General features: G+C 42.2%; 15 protein-coding genes. 10 read left to right on the top strand and 5 right to left on the bottom strand.

Features of this window, described 5'->3' with window-relative positions; translation table 11 throughout:
* The first annotated feature begins 1 nt into the window (after position 1).
* From J0X14_RS13010 to J0X14_RS13000, 3 genes are read left to right on the top strand one after another with little or no spacing between them, the layout of a single operon-like run.
* Positions 2 to 1,000: an XdhC family protein gene (locus J0X14_RS13010; RefSeq protein ID WP_207098229.1), complete on the top strand. Its 999-nt coding sequence runs from the start codon at positions 2 to 4 to the stop codon at positions 998 to 1,000.
* A 3-nt stretch (positions 1,001 to 1,003) separates the two neighbouring features.
* Positions 1,004 to 1,594, top strand: coding sequence for an NTP transferase domain-containing protein (locus J0X14_RS13005; protein ID WP_207098228.1), 591 nt, complete (start codon positions 1,004 to 1,006; stop codon positions 1,592 to 1,594).
* 7 nt (positions 1,595 to 1,601) lie between these two features.
* The gene (locus J0X14_RS13000; RefSeq protein WP_207098227.1) at positions 1,602 to 2,684 is read left to right on the top strand and encodes an amidohydrolase family protein; all 1,083 of its coding nucleotides are present in this window, start codon (positions 1,602 to 1,604) and stop codon (positions 2,682 to 2,684) included.
* 180 nt (positions 2,685 to 2,864) lie between these two features.
* Here J0X14_RS13000 and J0X14_RS12995 read toward each other — a convergent pair whose 3' ends face one another.
* On the bottom strand, positions 2,865 to 3,521 hold the full coding sequence (locus J0X14_RS12995; RefSeq protein ID WP_207098226.1) for a GntR family transcriptional regulator: 657 nt from the start codon (positions 3,519 to 3,521) through the stop codon (positions 2,865 to 2,867).
* 83 nt (positions 3,522 to 3,604) lie between these two features.
* Here J0X14_RS12995 and treF point away from each other — a divergent pair, with 83 nt between their 5' ends.
* A complete protein-coding gene (gene treF / locus J0X14_RS12990) occupies positions 3,605 to 5,188 on the top strand; it encodes an alpha,alpha-trehalase TreF (RefSeq protein ID WP_242528025.1) in 1,584 nt (527 codons plus the stop codon).
* A 5-nt stretch (positions 5,189 to 5,193) separates the two neighbouring features.
* Here treF and J0X14_RS12985 read toward each other — a convergent pair whose 3' ends face one another.
* Entirely contained in the window at positions 5,194 to 5,520 is a 327-nt protein-coding gene (locus J0X14_RS12985; protein WP_207098225.1) for an ArsR/SmtB family transcription factor, read from the bottom strand.
* Positions 5,510 to 5,938, bottom strand: a complete 429-nt coding sequence (locus tag J0X14_RS12980; protein ID WP_207098224.1) for an SRPBCC domain-containing protein — start codon at positions 5,936 to 5,938, stop codon at positions 5,510 to 5,512. Before J0X14_RS12980 ends, J0X14_RS12985 begins: the two co-directional genes overlap by 11 nt.
* 135 nt (positions 5,939 to 6,073) lie before the next feature.
* Between J0X14_RS12980 and J0X14_RS12975 the strand changes: the two genes are divergently transcribed.
* From J0X14_RS12975 to J0X14_RS12965, 3 genes are all read left to right on the top strand, one after another.
* Positions 6,074 to 6,493, top strand: coding sequence for a DUF3052 domain-containing protein (locus J0X14_RS12975; protein WP_207098223.1), 420 nt, complete (start codon positions 6,074 to 6,076; stop codon positions 6,491 to 6,493).
* A 100-nt stretch (positions 6,494 to 6,593) separates the two neighbouring features.
* Positions 6,594 to 9,845, top strand: a complete 3,252-nt coding sequence (locus J0X14_RS12970; protein ID WP_207098222.1) for a VPS10 domain-containing protein — start codon at positions 6,594 to 6,596, stop codon at positions 9,843 to 9,845.
* Positions 9,846 to 9,850: 5 nt separating this feature from the next.
* The gene (locus J0X14_RS12965; RefSeq protein WP_207098221.1) at positions 9,851 to 10,501 is read left to right on the top strand and encodes a class I SAM-dependent methyltransferase; all 651 of its coding nucleotides are present in this window, start codon (positions 9,851 to 9,853) and stop codon (positions 10,499 to 10,501) included.
* Between the two features lie 10 nt (positions 10,502 to 10,511).
* Here J0X14_RS12965 and J0X14_RS12960 read toward each other — a convergent pair whose 3' ends face one another.
* Positions 10,512 to 10,988, bottom strand: a complete 477-nt coding sequence (locus tag J0X14_RS12960) for a hypothetical protein (RefSeq protein ID WP_207098220.1) — start codon at positions 10,986 to 10,988, stop codon at positions 10,512 to 10,514.
* Positions 10,989 to 11,141: 153 nt separating this feature from the next.
* Between J0X14_RS12960 and J0X14_RS12955 the strand changes: the two genes are divergently transcribed.
* The 3 genes from J0X14_RS12955 (at position 11,142) to J0X14_RS12945 (ending at position 14,356) form a co-directional block, all read left to right on the top strand.
* Positions 11,142 to 11,936, top strand: a complete 795-nt coding sequence (locus tag J0X14_RS12955; protein ID WP_207098219.1) for a hypothetical protein — start codon at positions 11,142 to 11,144, stop codon at positions 11,934 to 11,936.
* 113 nt (positions 11,937 to 12,049) lie between these two features.
* Positions 12,050 to 13,420 carry an aldehyde dehydrogenase gene (locus J0X14_RS12950; RefSeq protein WP_207098218.1) on the top strand — a complete coding sequence of 457 codons (1,371 nt, stop codon included), beginning with the start codon at positions 12,050 to 12,052 and terminating at the stop codon, positions 13,418 to 13,420.
* Positions 13,421 to 13,558: 138 nt separating this feature from the next.
* Positions 13,559 to 14,356 carry a universal stress protein gene (locus J0X14_RS12945; RefSeq protein WP_207098217.1) on the top strand — a complete coding sequence of 266 codons (798 nt, stop codon included), beginning with the start codon at positions 13,559 to 13,561 and terminating at the stop codon, positions 14,354 to 14,356.
* A 199-nt stretch (positions 14,357 to 14,555) separates the two neighbouring features.
* On the opposite strand, the gene J0X14_RS12940 is transcribed toward J0X14_RS12945, so the two are convergent.
* Positions 14,556 to 15,998: a PQQ-dependent sugar dehydrogenase gene (locus tag J0X14_RS12940; protein WP_207098216.1), complete on the bottom strand. Its 1,443-nt coding sequence runs from the start codon at positions 15,996 to 15,998 to the stop codon at positions 14,556 to 14,558.
* Positions 15,999 to 16,290: the final 292 nt, after the last annotated feature.

The raw sequence follows: 16,290 nt of genomic DNA, 5'->3' as shown, positions 1-16,290 counted from the left end.
GATGACACATGAATTAAAGACCATAATACAACATTACGAAGCAAGGCAGGAAAATGCCATTTTGGCCACTGTGGTAGCATTGGATGGGTCTTCGTACCGGAGGCCCGGCGTTCGTATGCTGATTTTTGAAAATGGAGACATGATAGGGGCCGTAAGTGGTGGATGTGTAGAAAAAGAAGTGCTACGGCAGGCACAGTCGGTTTTCACCACTGGGGTTTCCCGAGTGATGGTGTACGATGGCCGTTATCGTTTGGGGTGTGAAGGTATTCTCTACATTTTATTGGAATCCTTTAAACCAAGTCATTCCTTTCTTTCCGAATTTTGGAAAACCATCGAAAGCAGAAAGCCATTTCATATCCAATCCTATTTCAAAAAAGAACAAAGTGATAATACGGGATACCATTCGGTATTTCAATTTGTGGATAGCGTATTTCCAATCTCCGAGAACAGCGAATCCAGTAAGGAGTTTTCCATTTTTGAACAGGAAATGCATCCGTGTTTTCAATTGGTCATCATTGGAGCGGAGCACGATGCAGTACAATTATGCAAGTATGCTTCATTGACCGGGTGGGAGGTAAGCGTGGTAGCCAACCCCAGAGAAGAAAAGACCAAAAAAGACTTTCCAGGAATCCACAAACTCATTCAAGTAGAGCCAGAGGCTTTTCAACATACTCTCGACAATCAAACAGCTGTAGTCATCATGACTCATAGTTTTGTAAAAGACCTGCAGTTTGTTATGGCATTGAAAGAGGAGAAAGGTGCTTACATAGGTTTGTTGGGCCCTTTTCAAAGGCGGGAAAAACTTTTTGATGAACTTTTAGAGCGCTTTCCTGATATTTCCGAAGACTTTTTGGAGCAAGTCCACGGCCCAGCCGGTATAGATATTGGTGCTGAAACACCACAAGAGATTGCCATATCCATTTTATCGGAAATTCTTTCGGTGGTCAACAATAAAGAACCCCAGTTACTCAAAGATAAAATGGGAAAAATCCATAGCTAGCCAATGACATCCATTGCTGTTCTCATATTGGCCGCTGGTGCCTCCACACGAATGGAGGGCGGGCCCAAACAGCTACTAGCTTGGGGGGACACCACACTATTGGGACATGCCATTGAACAAGCCAAGCAACTTACAGAGTCCGTATTTGTGGTTTTGGGTGCTCATACCGATAAAATCAAGGAAATTGTTCCGAAGGATGTTGGGATAATCCATAATACCCATTGGGAAAAAGGAATGGGCAGTTCCATTTCAGTTGGAATAAAAAACATTCTAGAAAATCACAGTAATTTATCAGGGATACTCATCATGTTGGCCGACCAACCCTTCTTGGACGCTTCCTATTTAAGCACTATAAAAGCTGAATTTGAAAATGGTGGGCATAAAATCGTGGCTACTGACTATGGAAAGAAATTAGGAGTGCCCGCATTATTTCATCCATCCTTATTTTCGGAACTCTCAAAACTCAATCAGGATTTTGGCGCTAGACATATCATTGAAAAATATAGCACTGACAGCATGTCCGTTTTTCCCGAAGGGAAGCAAATCGACATCGACACCAAAAAAGAATACAACCAATCAATTGATAATAAATAAATTACGAATGAAAATCTATACTTTTACTTTAGGCATAATCCTTAGTTTTACATTTACCCATGCGCAGGATATGGGGTTCGAGGAATACAGCCCTACCTCGACTCTTGTGGTGCCCGAACACCCCGTGGAGAAGGCCAAGTTTACTTTTATCGATGTGCACAGTCACCAGTTTCGGATGGCAAGTCAAGATTTATCAGAACTGATTAGACACATGGACCAGCTCAATGAGGGGATTATGGTGAACCTGAGTGGCGGTTCTGGGGAAGACCTTGTTGCCAAAATAAAGAATGTAAACGAGCATTACCCCAATAGATTTGCCATTTTTGCCAATGTGGACTACAGTGGTGTTGGAAATCCCAATTGGGGAGCACAAGCCGCAGCGCAACTGGAAGAAGATGTGAAAAATGGTGCAAAAGGACTAAAAGTTTATAAAAGTTTAGGGTTGCGAAACAATGATGTGAATGGGAATCGAATCCCAGTGGATGACCCAAGACTTGATCCCATTTGGGCCAAATGTGGCGAACTCGGAATTCCGGTACTGATTCATTCTGCCGATCCTAAGTCGTTTTGGGACCCCATGGACGGCGACAATGAACGCTGGTTGGAATTGAAGACGCATCCAAGAAGACAACGTTCGGCCACCGACCCAGCACCTTGGCAACAAATCATTGATGAACAACATCGTATGTTTAAAAAACACCCCAAAACCAATTTTATCAATGCCCATATGGGATGGTACGCCAATAATCTGGACAGGCTAGGGGAGTTGATGGACGAAATCCCCAATATGAATGTGGGCATAGCTGCTGTAATAGCGGAATTAGGTCGACAACCCAAAAGAGCCAAGGAATTTTTTATCAAGTACCAAGATCGTATTCTCTTCGGAAAGGACAGTTGGCAACCCAATGAGTTCCCTACCTATTTTAGGGTGTTGGAAACTCCGGACGAGTATTTTCCATACTACAAAAAATACCATGCGTTCTGGGCCATGTACGGATTGGACCTTCCGGATGAGGTTTTAAAGAAAGTGTACTACAAGAATGCGTTGAATTTGATTCCGGGTCTGGATAAATCTTTATTTCCAGAGTAATCTTAAGACCCGACTTGGGGTTGGGATTTTTTGGAATTTAATTCCAAAGCTTCCAAATCCTGGAATATGCCACAGGAAATTTGCTTTTTGATTAAGGATGCGGATTTTTTCCGCTTGATTTTTGCTTCAATTTCTTTGTTTAAAAATTGCATGGGAAAATCTTTATACCAAAAACGAAATTTAGTTCAATTTATTTTGATTTTCAACGGATTGTCCATGATTTTCATCCATTTTTTGATGAACATAGTCCAAAACCGTCATCCAATTCATTTTTAAGATTAAAGCAGCGGTGGGGATATTGTCTTGTTGAATCGCTTGCAGAATTGCTTCATTTTGGCGATTGGCCAAGTCAAAAAATGAAGTATCCTTGGCAAATCCTTGCTCATAAAAACGGAGTCGAACCTTGAGACTGTCCAAAGTTTGCAAGAGAATTGAATTACTGCAATTTTTTACAAGCAATCTATGGAATTCAAAACGCTTGTTTAAACTCTTTTCATCTCGTAGTTTCTTCTCCTGGACTCGTAAAGACTCCATGTCCTTTAAATGGAAAATTGAGCTCTCCAAGGCTATTACTTCCAACTGTGCTATGGTCTCATAGAGGTTTCTAGCTTCTGTTTTGGTTAAATGGGTCACCACAAAACCACGATTGGGAACCGCATTGATTACCCGAGCCTGCTCCAACTGACTCAAAGCTTCACGAATAGGGGTGACACTTATACCAATGGTCCGTGATAGGGCTGCAAGGTTAATGGTTTTTCCAATGGCAAGCTCTCCTTTTTCTATCTGACCCAACAAATGGTCCTTCACTTTGTCCCTTAGTACAGAAATCTGGCTCATACCGTAAATTTACAAATCGTATACGATTTTAAACGGTAAACCTTTAAGCTTATTACCATATATTTAAGCTCAAATTCAAGGAAATGAAAAAATGGTTCTTAGGTATTTTATGGATGGTATTGGTTTTTGGGTGCAAAGAAGAGGAGCAACCCGTTCAAAAGGTCAATTTTTACGAAACCCAACTATTTAAGGATGTGCAGCTCTCATCCATTTTTAGCGATTCAAAGACTTTTGTAGACTTGGTCCCTAAAAAAGAGCCTGCTGAACTTGAAAAAGAATACTTGGAACAAAAAGGCACGCAAGGCTTTAACCTGCAGACCTTTGTTCAAGAAAACTTTGCGGACAAATCCATGGAATCCTTGGTTTTTGAATCGGATACCACCAAAAACATGTATGAACACATTTCCTTGATGTGGGACAAACTTACTCGTCCACCTGATACAGAGATACCACATTCCTCACGTATTGCTTTGCCTCACAACTATATAGTCCCTGGTGGGCGATTTCAGGAAATCTACTATTGGGACAGCTATTTTACCTTGGAGGGACTTTTGGCTGATGGACGCGATACCATTGCCAAAAATATGGTAGCCAATTTTAGTTTTTTGATTGATTCCATTGGTTTTATACCAAACGGTACTCGAAATTATTATAGAACAAGATCACAACCTCCCTATTATGCTTTGATGGTGGATGCCTTAGCTAAAAAAGACCAAAATCTTCTTTTATATTACTTGCCCGAATTGTCTAGGGAATATGAGTTTTGGATGCATGGAGAAGATATCGCAGCACCAGGAAAACCATTTCAGCATGTGGTAGATATGAACGGGAACATGTATCTGAACCGCTATTGGGACAAAGGAGACACCCCAAGACCTGAAGCCTATAAGGAGGATTTTAAACTAGCTAGTACACTGGAATCCGATTCTCAAAAAAAGCTTCTTTACAAAAATTTGAGATCAGCCGCAGAATCAGGATGGGATTTCAGCTCAAGATGGTATGGTCCAGAAGGTGGATTGGCCTCCACCCAAACCACTTCCATTTTACCTGTGGACCTTAACTGTCTTCTGTATTATATGGAACGAACATTGTACAGGGCATGCCAGCTTAGAGGTGATCTGAATGCCATGAATGAGTTCGACAAAAGGTCCCAATTGAGAAAAATTGCAATCCAGCAGTATTTTTGGAATGAAGAATCGGGCTTTTACCACGATTATAATTTTGAGAAGGATTCCATCACACCCAAATTGACCCTTGCCGGGGTAGCCCCTTTATTTTTTCATATTGCAGACCGAAATCAAGCAGAAAAAGTTAAGGACGTACTCATGAAATCCTTTTTAAAGGAAGGAGGGCTAGTGACCACTCTAGAGCATACGGGGCAACAATGGGATGCGCCAAATGGTTGGGCGCCTTTGCAGTTTATGGCCGTAAGAGGACTATTGCGATATGGGTACAGGGAAGAAGCCATTGAAATTATGAAACGATGGCTCGCTCTTAATGAGAAGGTTTATGCGAACACCGGGAAAATGATGGAGAAATATAACGTGGAAGACCTATCCTTGCTTTCTGGAGGCGGGGAGTATCCTACCCAAGATGGTTTTGGATGGACCAATGGGGTGGCCATCAGCTTTAAAAACATCTTGCAAAGATTTGAAAATATAAAATAGTGGGATCAAGACCCTTTTTCATCCAGATATGCGTCCAAATTCCCCAAAGCCGTATCCCAAAACTGCTCGTAGAATTTAACCCAGTCTTTAATCTGCTGCAAAGGTTTGGCATCAGCGATGCAAAATCGCTCGCGACCCCTTGAAGTGATTTCCACCAGACCAGCTTGCTCCAGAGTTTTGATGTGTTTGGTTACTCCTTGCCTGCTTATTTCAAATTGACCGGATATCTGTGTAATGGATAGGGCAGAGGAAGCAATGATCAAGGCGTGAAAAATTTCACGCCTTTTAGGATCAGCAATGGCCTTTAAAATTTTGGTGATGTTATCCTGCATGGACTTTTTTTGATAAAAATGAAGTGAGTTCATTGATGCAATTATCCCACCCTTGGTCAAAATTACTGAAAAATGAAACAGCAGAATCTCCTGGATACTTAGAGATGCCAGAGTGCTCCAAATACAGTTTGGTGCCTTCAGCAGTTTCCATTAAATCCCACTTAACAGTGGTTACTGTATCCGTGTTCTGCACAATCCATGTGTAGATCAGGGTATAGGGGTCAGCGCTTTTCACTTCACCGGTAATCTGGGTACAACCATGTTCCTCGCTTGCTTTAAAGGTGTATTTATACCCTTTTTTCGCCTTAAAGTCAGCCTGAATGAACCAAGTGGAAATTTCTTCGGCCTTGGAAATGGCATCCCATACCTTTTCAATGGGATGCTTAAATACGTGTTCTTTTGTGATTACATCTTTCATAATGTTCGATTTAATGATTAATACGCAACTATTTGGTTGCTAAATTAAACAAATATTCTTATTACGCAACTTTTTGGTTGCATTTTAATTTTGAAACATTGCCTATTTTTAGGTAAAATACAGAAATACAACATTTTGAAGGACACATCAGGATACTCAGGAACACCTTTGGCCAAAAAATTGGGAATCAAAGAAGGATTTTCAATTCTAACATACAATGCCCCAGAACACTATTGGGGTCTGTTTTCGGATTTGCCCAACAATCTGGATATACACAAAAGGCTAGGGGAAGACAAGTTGGACTTTATCCATATTTTCTGTACTACTTTGGAAGAGTTGAAGATGATTGCCTCCCAGTACAAAGAAGCCCTAAAAGTGAATGGCTCGCTTTGGGTAAGTTGGCCAAAAGGAACATCAAAAATTAAAACAGATTTAAAACGCGAGCCTGTTCGTGAACACTTGCTATCAATAGGATTGGTGGATACCAAAGTAGCGGCCATCGATGAAGATTGGAGCGGGCTTAAATTTGTTTACAGGCTAAAAGATAGGCGCTGAATTCCAATTTAAAGGTATTGGCATCTTTTCACATTTATTTTGGGAATAACATTCGGGTTTTGGTTATATTACGATACTAATTCAACTTAAACTGTTATACATGGGACACTGTTATAAATTCTGTTCTGCACTCTTTCTATCCGTTATTTTTTCTCTTTCATTATTTGCCCAAAAACCTGATCCCTCACCGTACGCCGGTTTGGAATTCAGGAATATTGGGCCGGCCCTGACCTCGGGACGTATTGCCGATATTGCCATTCACCCCGCCAATGAAAGTATTTGGTATGTGGCCGTAGGCTCAGGCGGTGTTTGGAAAACCACCAACGCAGGAGTCACGTGGAGTCCTATTTTTGATGGACAATCCAGCTATTCCATTGGGTGTGTCACCATCGACCCCAACAATCCCAGCACTATTTGGGTCGGGACCGGGGAAAATGTAGGGGGTAGACATGTTGGTTTTGGTGATGGAGTTTATGTGAGCCATGATGAAGGCAAGACTTGGGAAAATAGGGGGCTAAAAACCTCAGAGCACATTTCCAAAATCATAATCCATCCCGAAAATTCAGATGTGGTCTGGGTCGCTGCTCAAGGGCCTCTCTGGGCTAAAGGCGGTGAACGAGGCTTTTACAAAACCACAGATGGTGGGAAAACATGGAACAGAACACTTGGCAACAGTGAATGGACCGGAGTTACCGATATTGTAATGGACCCCACCAATCCAGATGTCCTGTACGCTGCAACGTGGGACCGACACAGAACGGTGGCCGCCTATATGGGTGGAGGGCCCGGTTCTGGAATTCATAAAAGTACGGATGGTGGTGACACTTGGACCGAATTGAAAAACGGAATCCCAACGTCAAACTTGGGCAAAATTGGACTGGCCATTTCTCCTTTTGATAATGAAACCGTCTACGCCGCAATAGAATTGGACCGAAAAAAAGGAGGTCTGTATATTACTGAGAATGGTGGTGCTTCTTGGACCAAACAATCCGATGCAGTTTCAGGAGGAACCGGACCACATTACTATCAAGAATTATACGCTTCTCCCCACCATGAAGGAAGACTTTATTTAATGAGTTATATCGTATTGATTTCCAATGACAATGGAAAAACATTCACTCAAATGAATGAAGACAAAAAGCACGTGGACAGTCATGCCATGGCTTTTAAAGAATCAGACCCAGATTATGTGCTTTTTGGAACCGATGGTGGCCTCTATGAATCATACGATCATACGGCAACATGGCGCTTTTTTGACAATCTTCCCGTAACCCAATACTATAAAATTGCGGTTGATGATTCCGAGCCTTTTTACAACATTTATGGGGGTACGCAGGACAATGGCTCCCATGGGGGGCCATCTCGTAACAAAAATCAAGCCGGAATATTGAATTCCGATTGGTGGATAACTTTGGGCGCTGACGGGCACCAATCTACCACAGAGCCTGGAAATCCGGATATCACCTATGGTGAATTTCAGCAAGGATGGTTATGGCGAGTTGACCAAACTACGGGTGAAACCGTTTTTGTGCAACCACAGCCCAAAGCAGGGGATCCCCACGAACGTTTCAATTGGGATGCCCCTATTTTGGTAAGTCCCCATAAACCCGAACGTCTTTATTTTGCTTCCTATCGCGTATGGAAATCCGAAAATAGGGGGGATGATTGGACGCCTATTTCTTCGGATTTGACCAGAAACGAAGAGCGTTTGACCCTTCCTATCATGGGTGGCCAACAAAGTTGGGACAATCCATGGGATGTGGACGCCATGTCCAACTACAATACCATTACCTCTTTGGCGGAATCTCCAGTGCAAGAAGGTCTTATTTATGCGGGCACGGATGATGGCATTCTTCAAGTTACTGAAGATGGGGGCAACACCTGGCGCAAAATCATGCTGGGCAATATAAAAGGTGTTCCCAGCAGGGCTTTTGTGAATGATGTTAGAGCCGACCTTCACGATGCCAATACCGTTTATTTGGTTCTGGACAACCATAAGGAAGGTGATTTTAAACCCTATTTGCTCAAGAGCACAGATAAAGGCAACAGTTGGACCTCTATCAATGGAAATCTACCCAATAGACTCATCACTTGGCGCATTGTACAAGATCATAAAAAGAAGGAAATGCTTTTTGCAGCTACGGAATTTGGAATCTATTTTACCAATAACGGCGGAAGCAATTGGACAAAATTGGATGGGGGAGTGCCCACCATTTCTTTCAGGGATGTTACTATCCAAAGAAGAGAGGACGATTTGGTCGGAGGTACCTTTGGCCGCGGTATTTATATTTTGGATGATATTTCTCCGCTACGGGATTTCAACCCATCAACTACAGAACCTGTATTGTTCAAGGTTAGACCAGCCCATTGGTATATGGAAAGGGAAGCGGTTTATGGGCAGGGCCATTCGGAATATGCTGCCAAAAACCCACCCTATGGGGCTACATTCACCTATTATCTACCCGAAAAGCTAAAATCTTTAAAAGAGGTAAGAACCGAAAAAGAGAAAGAACTCACCAAACAAAAATCCAATATCCCGTTTCCCGGTTGGGAGAAGCTTGAGGATGAAAGTCTTCAAGAAGAACCTGTTTTAGTGCTTTTGGTAAAGGATAGTTCCGGAAAAGTGGTCAATACCGTAAATGGTACCAACAAGAAAGGCTTTAATCGAGTTGCTTGGGATTTGTCCTATGCAGACCGAAACGGCATTGCATTGGAAGAATCCAGTGGTGGTGGAGATGAGGAATTTTTACCGTCCCCCTACAAAGCAACACCGGGCTCGTATTCTGTGGAATTGTACCAAAGAGTGGATGGAGCATTGCAACAGCTTTCCAGTGCCCAGCGTTTTGAAGTGAAACCTTTAGGTGAAGGTGCATTGCCTTCCAAACCTTCCTCCGAAATTGATGCATTTCGCAGCAGATTCCAAGAATTCCAGCAAGACCTTACGGCAACCACCACTGTATTACAAAAAAGCTTACAGAAAGTGGATGCCATGAAACGAGCCATGGAGCAAGCAGAACGACCCAGCGCATCACTTTCCAGCAAGATTTTTGAGGCAAAATCCCAACTGTCCGCTTTAAATATCAAAATGCTTGGAAACCCAGCCAAAAATGAAATAGGCGAACGGAACCCGCCTTTACCTGGCGATGGGGTCTTTATTGGAACCGTAGCGCTTGGAAATACCTATGGCCCAACTGGAAACCAAAAAGCTGCTTTGGATAGAGCAGACAATCAACTACAAGGAATCAAACAAGAATTGTCCGTATTGGTCAATAGCACATTGCCAGCATTGGAATCTGAATTGAAGGCCGCCGGGGCACCATGGATTGAAAGTCAAGGGCTTATCCAAAACTAAAGTTTATGTCATTTTTCCGTTCCTTCCTCTTGATTTTTATAGGTTCTGTAATTGGACTTCAGGCTCAATACACCGAATCGGATTGGGAGGAACGGGACAAATGGATGAAAACGAATGCCCTACTTGCGATGACTGCAGTAGGAGCAGGGGACAAGGTGGCCGATATTGGCTGCCACGAAGGCTATTTAAGTATACATTTGGCCAAAAAAGTATCCAATAGTGGACGCGTGTATGCTGTGGATATCCGGGAAGACCGCCTACAAAAGCTAAGAACCAATGCACGAGATCGAGACCTCAAAAACATTGTCACCATATTAGGAGAAACTGACAATCCCAAATTACCTGAAGGTGAACTGGATGCCGTCTTCATTTTTGATACCTATCACGAAATGGATGCCCATGAAGAAATCCTTCAGCATGTAAAAAGAGCCTTGAAGCCAGGAGGACAACTCATGCTTATGGAAAAGCTCAAAGATTGGGTACGTGGTGAATCAAGAGAACGACAGGTTTCTTCCCATTCCTTGGGCCCAGAATATGTGCGTGAAGAATTAAAACAAGCAGGTTTTACCATCATCTCTGAAATAGAAGACCATGGCGATTGGGAACGGGAAACCGACAAGCAAATGTGGGTGATTCTAGCTAAAAAAACAGGCTGAAATCAAAGTATCACTCCCTCCTTACATATACATAACTCTGGATTCCTGGCAAATCATCCCCAACATCATTGGTGAGTCGGTCACCACTAAGATCTAAAATGCCCAAAGTGGCACTGCCTTGGAATGCAATTTGGTTTCCGCTCACAACCCAAGCACCTGTACCTAAAATTGAGCCGTCGTTGCACTGCGCAAAAAATTCTCCGCCTGTTATCGGTGTTACAGAGATATCTGTCTGCTCAAAGGTCCATACATTATCACCATCAATCAAAATGGTTCCAGAAATACAGTCCAATTCATCCAATAAGTTAGTGGAGGAGGTGCCATCCATATCAATATCTTGGGCAGAACTTATGTTCACTTCGGCCAAATCCCATATCCCGATTACTTGTACGTCGGCTGCGACTTCACCACCACTATCATCACTGCCACAGGAAACCAACAGGAAAGTAAAAAACAAAAAGGAAAGAATAGCTCTCATTTTTTTCATAGCAAATTGTTTAGTTCAAGTATTGTGTCTGTAAAATAACACAAATCAGGGCGTATTATTTCAAAAGGAGTGCATTTTATCGAGAAATGATTGTTGAAAACACTAAAAAGTATACCATTTCGTTAGTGCAGCGTAACCCTTAACTAAAGTAAAATGAACGGACTTACAAAAAAAATCTACGCGGTTGCCCTAATGGGTGTTTCCCTGTTTTTGGTTCAATCCTGTAGTGAAGACGGCAAGCCCAATGCCGAGCAAGAATTGACCCAGACCGAATTACAGACCATATTGGAGACGGATGACATCTCCAGTGTTGCCGATGATGCCCTAGCCGAACTTTTTGCCAATGATGGCGCTGGTAAATCTGCCATTTCGGCCAAAACCAACGATTGTTATGTTGCAGAATATTCTGAAACTGGTTTTGTGGCCACCTTTAACAATTGTGTGTTGAATGGAACGGACAATGTAAATGGTACGGTGACCGTAACCTATACAGTAGGGGAGGAATCAGCTTCCTTTACCGCCACCTATGTGGATTTTTATGTGGGCACCATCAAAATAAATGGAACCCGAAGCTTTGAGATAAATGGAAATATGGAAACCAACTCTTTTTCATTTACGGTGACCAGCAACATGAGTGTTGAGTTTGAAGATGAAAGCGTTATTTCTGAATCGGGAACAAAAACGTTTGGGTTTACTTTTGACGAAGAATTACAAAGTGGTTCTTTCAGCCTAGCTGGAAATTGGACCATTCAAGCTGATGGTAATACCTATGCAGTTGAGATAGTGGACACGCTTGAAGGTAGCCTTACTTGTGAAAATGTGACCTCTGGCAGCATGATAGTGACCAAAAACGGTCTTGATATTGTTGTGGATTTTGGTGATGGCGAATGTGATGACAAAGCCACTCTGATTTATCCCAACGGAGCTTCAGAAGAAATCACCCTGTAAGTTTTCATAAAACAATAAAGCAAAAAGCATCGGCGAAAGTCGGTGCTTTTTTTGTTTTAGGTGCACCCTAATTTGGGTTTGATTATATTTATGGGAATCATTCGAACTTGACCATGGCACAGGATATTGTGAAAGCCCAAAACGATTTTTTTGCGACCCAAAAAACCAAGGCGGTTGCTTATAGAAAGCAATTCCTAAAACGGTTGAAGCAAGAAATCATAGCACAAGAGGATGCCATTTGTGAGGCGTTGTATGCCGATTTTAAAAAACCAAAGTTTGAATCCTTGGCCACGGAGACGCAGCTGGTTCTTGCTGAGTTGAGCTATACCTTAAAAAATGTAGAACGCTGGAGCAGACCTGAACCCATTGAAGCTTCTTGGACCAATTTCCCATCAAAAGATTGGATACAGCCCGAACCCTTTGGGAAGGTGTTGATCATTTCACCTTGGAATTATCCATTTATGCTGACCCTGGCACCCTTGGTGGGTGCATTGGCTGCGGGCAATACTGCTGTCCTAAAACCATCGGAGTTGAGCCCGCACACTTCTCGAATCATTTCAGAAATCATTCAGAAAGTATTTTCTCCGGAATATGTTTCGGTTGTGGAAGGGGGCGTGGAGGACTCACAAGCGCTATTGGCTGAAAAATGGGAATACATTTTCTTTACGGGAAGCACCCAAGTAGGCAAAATTATTTATAAGAGTGCTGCAGAGCAGCTCACCCCCGTTACCTTGGAACTGGGCGGTAAAAATCCCTGTATAGTGGATGATACAGCATCCCTTAAACTAGCAGCCAAACGGATTGTCTGGGGGAAATTCATTAATGCGGGACAAACCTGCATCGCTCCAGATTATATTTTGGTCCATAAAAAAATTAAGGAGCGATTTGTGGAAGCACTTAAGCAAAACATCACTGATTTTTATGGGGAAGACATACAAAAATCCCCGGATTTTGCCCGAATCACAACGGAGAAGCATTATCAGGGGCTTAAAGGAATGCTTCAAGGAGAAACTCTTCTTTTTGGTGGCACCTGTGTGGATTCCGAAAAATACATTGAGCCCACCTTGGTGGATACCCCTAAAATGAACAGTGCCTTGATGGAAGGTGAGATTTTTGGCCCCATTTTGCCTATTATTCCGTATGAAACAGAGGGTGATCTACACCACTATATTTCAAACTATGGAAAGTCGTTGGCATTCTATCTGTTTTCCACCGATAAAAAATTTCAAAAAAAATTACTATCACAATATTCTTTCGGCGGAGGAACCATCAATGACACCGTAATCCATATCAGCAACAAACGCCTTCCCTTTGGCGGCGTGGGCCCATCCGGAATAGGGGGGTACCACGGAAAAAATTCCTTTGATTTGTTTTCACATAAAAAATCCATTGTAAAACGGGGTAATTGGTTGGATATCCCTTTGCGATATGCCCCATACAAGCTTCCCGAAGCGTGGGTAAAGCGTTTTAAACATCTATTTTAGCCTCTCTTTTTTGCTGAATTCTCAATTTTGGGGGTATCGTATTGAATGCCAAACATTTATTTGCTAATCAAAAGTTAAACTGAAGGATATACAACACTTTTGGTACTATATTTAGAATACACCAAAAACAATTGCATCATGAATCCTAAAAACACTTCGAGCAAATACCGTATCTCCGTTTTACTTGACCTATCCAAAAGCTCCGAATTGGTTTTGACCAATGCCGTACAGTTGGCCAAGACCCTAAATGGGTCAGTGGAAGTCTTTCATGTAAAACCAGCCGCAGACATTGTCAAGCGGGAAAGCCAACTATCTGCTATCCGAACCATTTATAAGGATAATCGAGACACCCGTTCCAAGATGCAGGATTTAATTCAATCCATGGAAAAGGAGGAAGGCATTTCACTTTCCTATAAATTGGAATATGGCAATGTAAAAAACAGGGTGAGGGATTATTTGTCCCAACAAAAGCCCGATATTTTAGTTTTGGGCAAACGTAGACCCGGTTTCTTTGGGGAAAGTATCACCGATTTTGTGATCAACGAAACCAACATCAATGTATTGATTACAGGTAAAGACGATAAATTTCACACGTTTACCGATATTAATTTGGGTGTGTTTGGCAGCGGACTGCGCGAAAATGGCTTGGATATTATAAAAGACTTAAAACGAGATAGCGAAAAACCTGTGCGCTTGTTTAATATAAAGGGCAAGATAACACAAGGAGAGCATGAGGTTAGCCCGTGGCATAAAACGGTTTCCTATGTTTTTTCGGAAGGTTCCAATGCCTTGGACGGTTTGGTAAGCTATGTGTCTCATACGAACACCCAATTGTTGTGCGTTCCCAAAAGCCAGAGTAAAACCTTGGCGTTCCAAAGTAACCCGGCCAAGCAGGTGATGCGTAAAGCCAATGTTCCCATTTTTATAATGGCATAGAAGAATCTACAAGGGGAGTCTTGAATAGTCTCCCTTTAGTTTAAAACATTTTGTTTTACATAATGTAAATTATGGAACAGATTGTTTCATTTCCATAATACGCCATTATGTAAAATTGCTTTGGAAGTCGTTTTTGGGGTAAAAAACCTTACTGTACTTTTTTATTTGCCTCTTCTTATGCTAGAATAGTGAGGCGTTATTATTGCTCAGGCACAAGCCGTATAAGTCTACCAGGACCCTCCACGGCTATGTAAAGATAACCGTCTCTACCCATATGCACATCACGTACCCGGCCTATACCATTCAATAGGGTTTCATGGCCAACGACCTCGTTGCCATTCATCTTTAAGCGATGGAGATATTCGAACTTAAGTGAGCCGACAAATAAATCATTTTTCCAATTTCCATAATAATCGCTGGACACAAATGTCATTCCACAGGGAGCAATGGAAGGAGTCCAGTAATATATGGGTTGCTCCATGCCATCCAATGCCGTAAGGTCTGTAAATGTGGTGCCATCATAGTTGATACCGTATGAGATTACTGGCCAACCATTGTTGTTTCCTGACCCCAAAATATTGATTTCATCACCTCCCTGAGGTCCATGTTCGCCTTCCCAAACCGCTCCAGTTTCGGGATGTAGGGTCATTCCTTGCGGATTGCGTATTCCATAGGTAAAAATTGAACTAACCGCCCCAGATGTATTATAAAAAGGGTTGTCGGTAGGAATTTGACCGTCGTCATGGATTCGGTGAATTTTTCCAATGGCATTGTCCAACTCCTGTGGGTAAACATCTCTATACCCGCGATCACCCACGGAAACATATAAGTATCCATTGCTGTCAAACACCAATCTTGAGCCATAATGGTGAGTACTGCTGAGGTATGGAAGTGCTGTAAATATGTTCTCCACTTGAACCAAGTTGGTTCCCTCAAGCCTAGCTCTCGCCACCGCTGTGGTTTGCTCAGATGAATTATTAGGGTTGACACGGGAATAGGACAGATAAACCAATGAATTGTTTTCAAAATCTGGATGTATGAGCACATCCAATAATCCACCCTGCCCTTGTGAAACAACAGCTGGAACACCGTTAACTTCTGTCAATTGTTTGTCATTATTTACCAAAAATAGTCTTCCCCCGCGTTCGGTCACCAAAATTTCCCCATTGGGTAATTGCTCTATCCCCCAGGGAATGCCGGGAATCTCATCTGTTATGGTTTCCAATCGGAAATCAAGGTCATCAGATGAAATCAAACCAGACAAATCGGGATTATCCTCCTCCAACATCGCTTTGGTTTTTCCATCGATCTCGGAAAGTATATAGGTGGTCAAATCTTCTATTTCCTGCGCTCCCAAAGTAGAACCATATGCTGGCATACCATTGCCCGAATACCCATCTGTTATTGATTTTATGATGTCTTCCGGAGAATTACCATATGTCCATACACGTTCAACAAATGAGCCCAAGTCCTGTCCATGGCAACCACCACACTGATTCCTATAAGTGAGGGCTACATTTTCTACATCAACAATTTCGTTATCAGGATCAGCTTCTTCCGCAGGTGACTCGGAATCCTGCGAATTGCTACAGCCCAACAGTATGAACGCAACAAACAACCACGCAAATTTTGTGGTTTTCAACCACCCGTATTTGTCCTTTGATTTTAAAGCTATCCCAGAAAACTGATTTGAAATAATTGGAGCCATAACACTTTGCACATCAACGTTATATGTAACATAACGTTATCCGGTAAAATAAAGTATTGGGTTGTTAGGTTACTTCTTCAGGAGCTACGCGGTAAATTTTTGCTTTTACCAATACCTGCATACAAGAAATTTTTCTTCCAATAGATAGACCGATTTAATATAAGCATCATCTCCCCTATCTACTATTTGGAATTGTTATCATTTTGTACTATTATTGAGTGTGCAA

This window comes from Allomuricauda sp. CAU 1633, assembly GCF_017313225.1.
Classification (GTDB): domain Bacteria; phylum Bacteroidota; class Bacteroidia; order Flavobacteriales; family Flavobacteriaceae; genus Flagellimonas.
The sequence above is the reverse complement of the archived record's forward strand: the minus strand, read 5'-3'. Positions and strand labels throughout refer to the sequence as shown.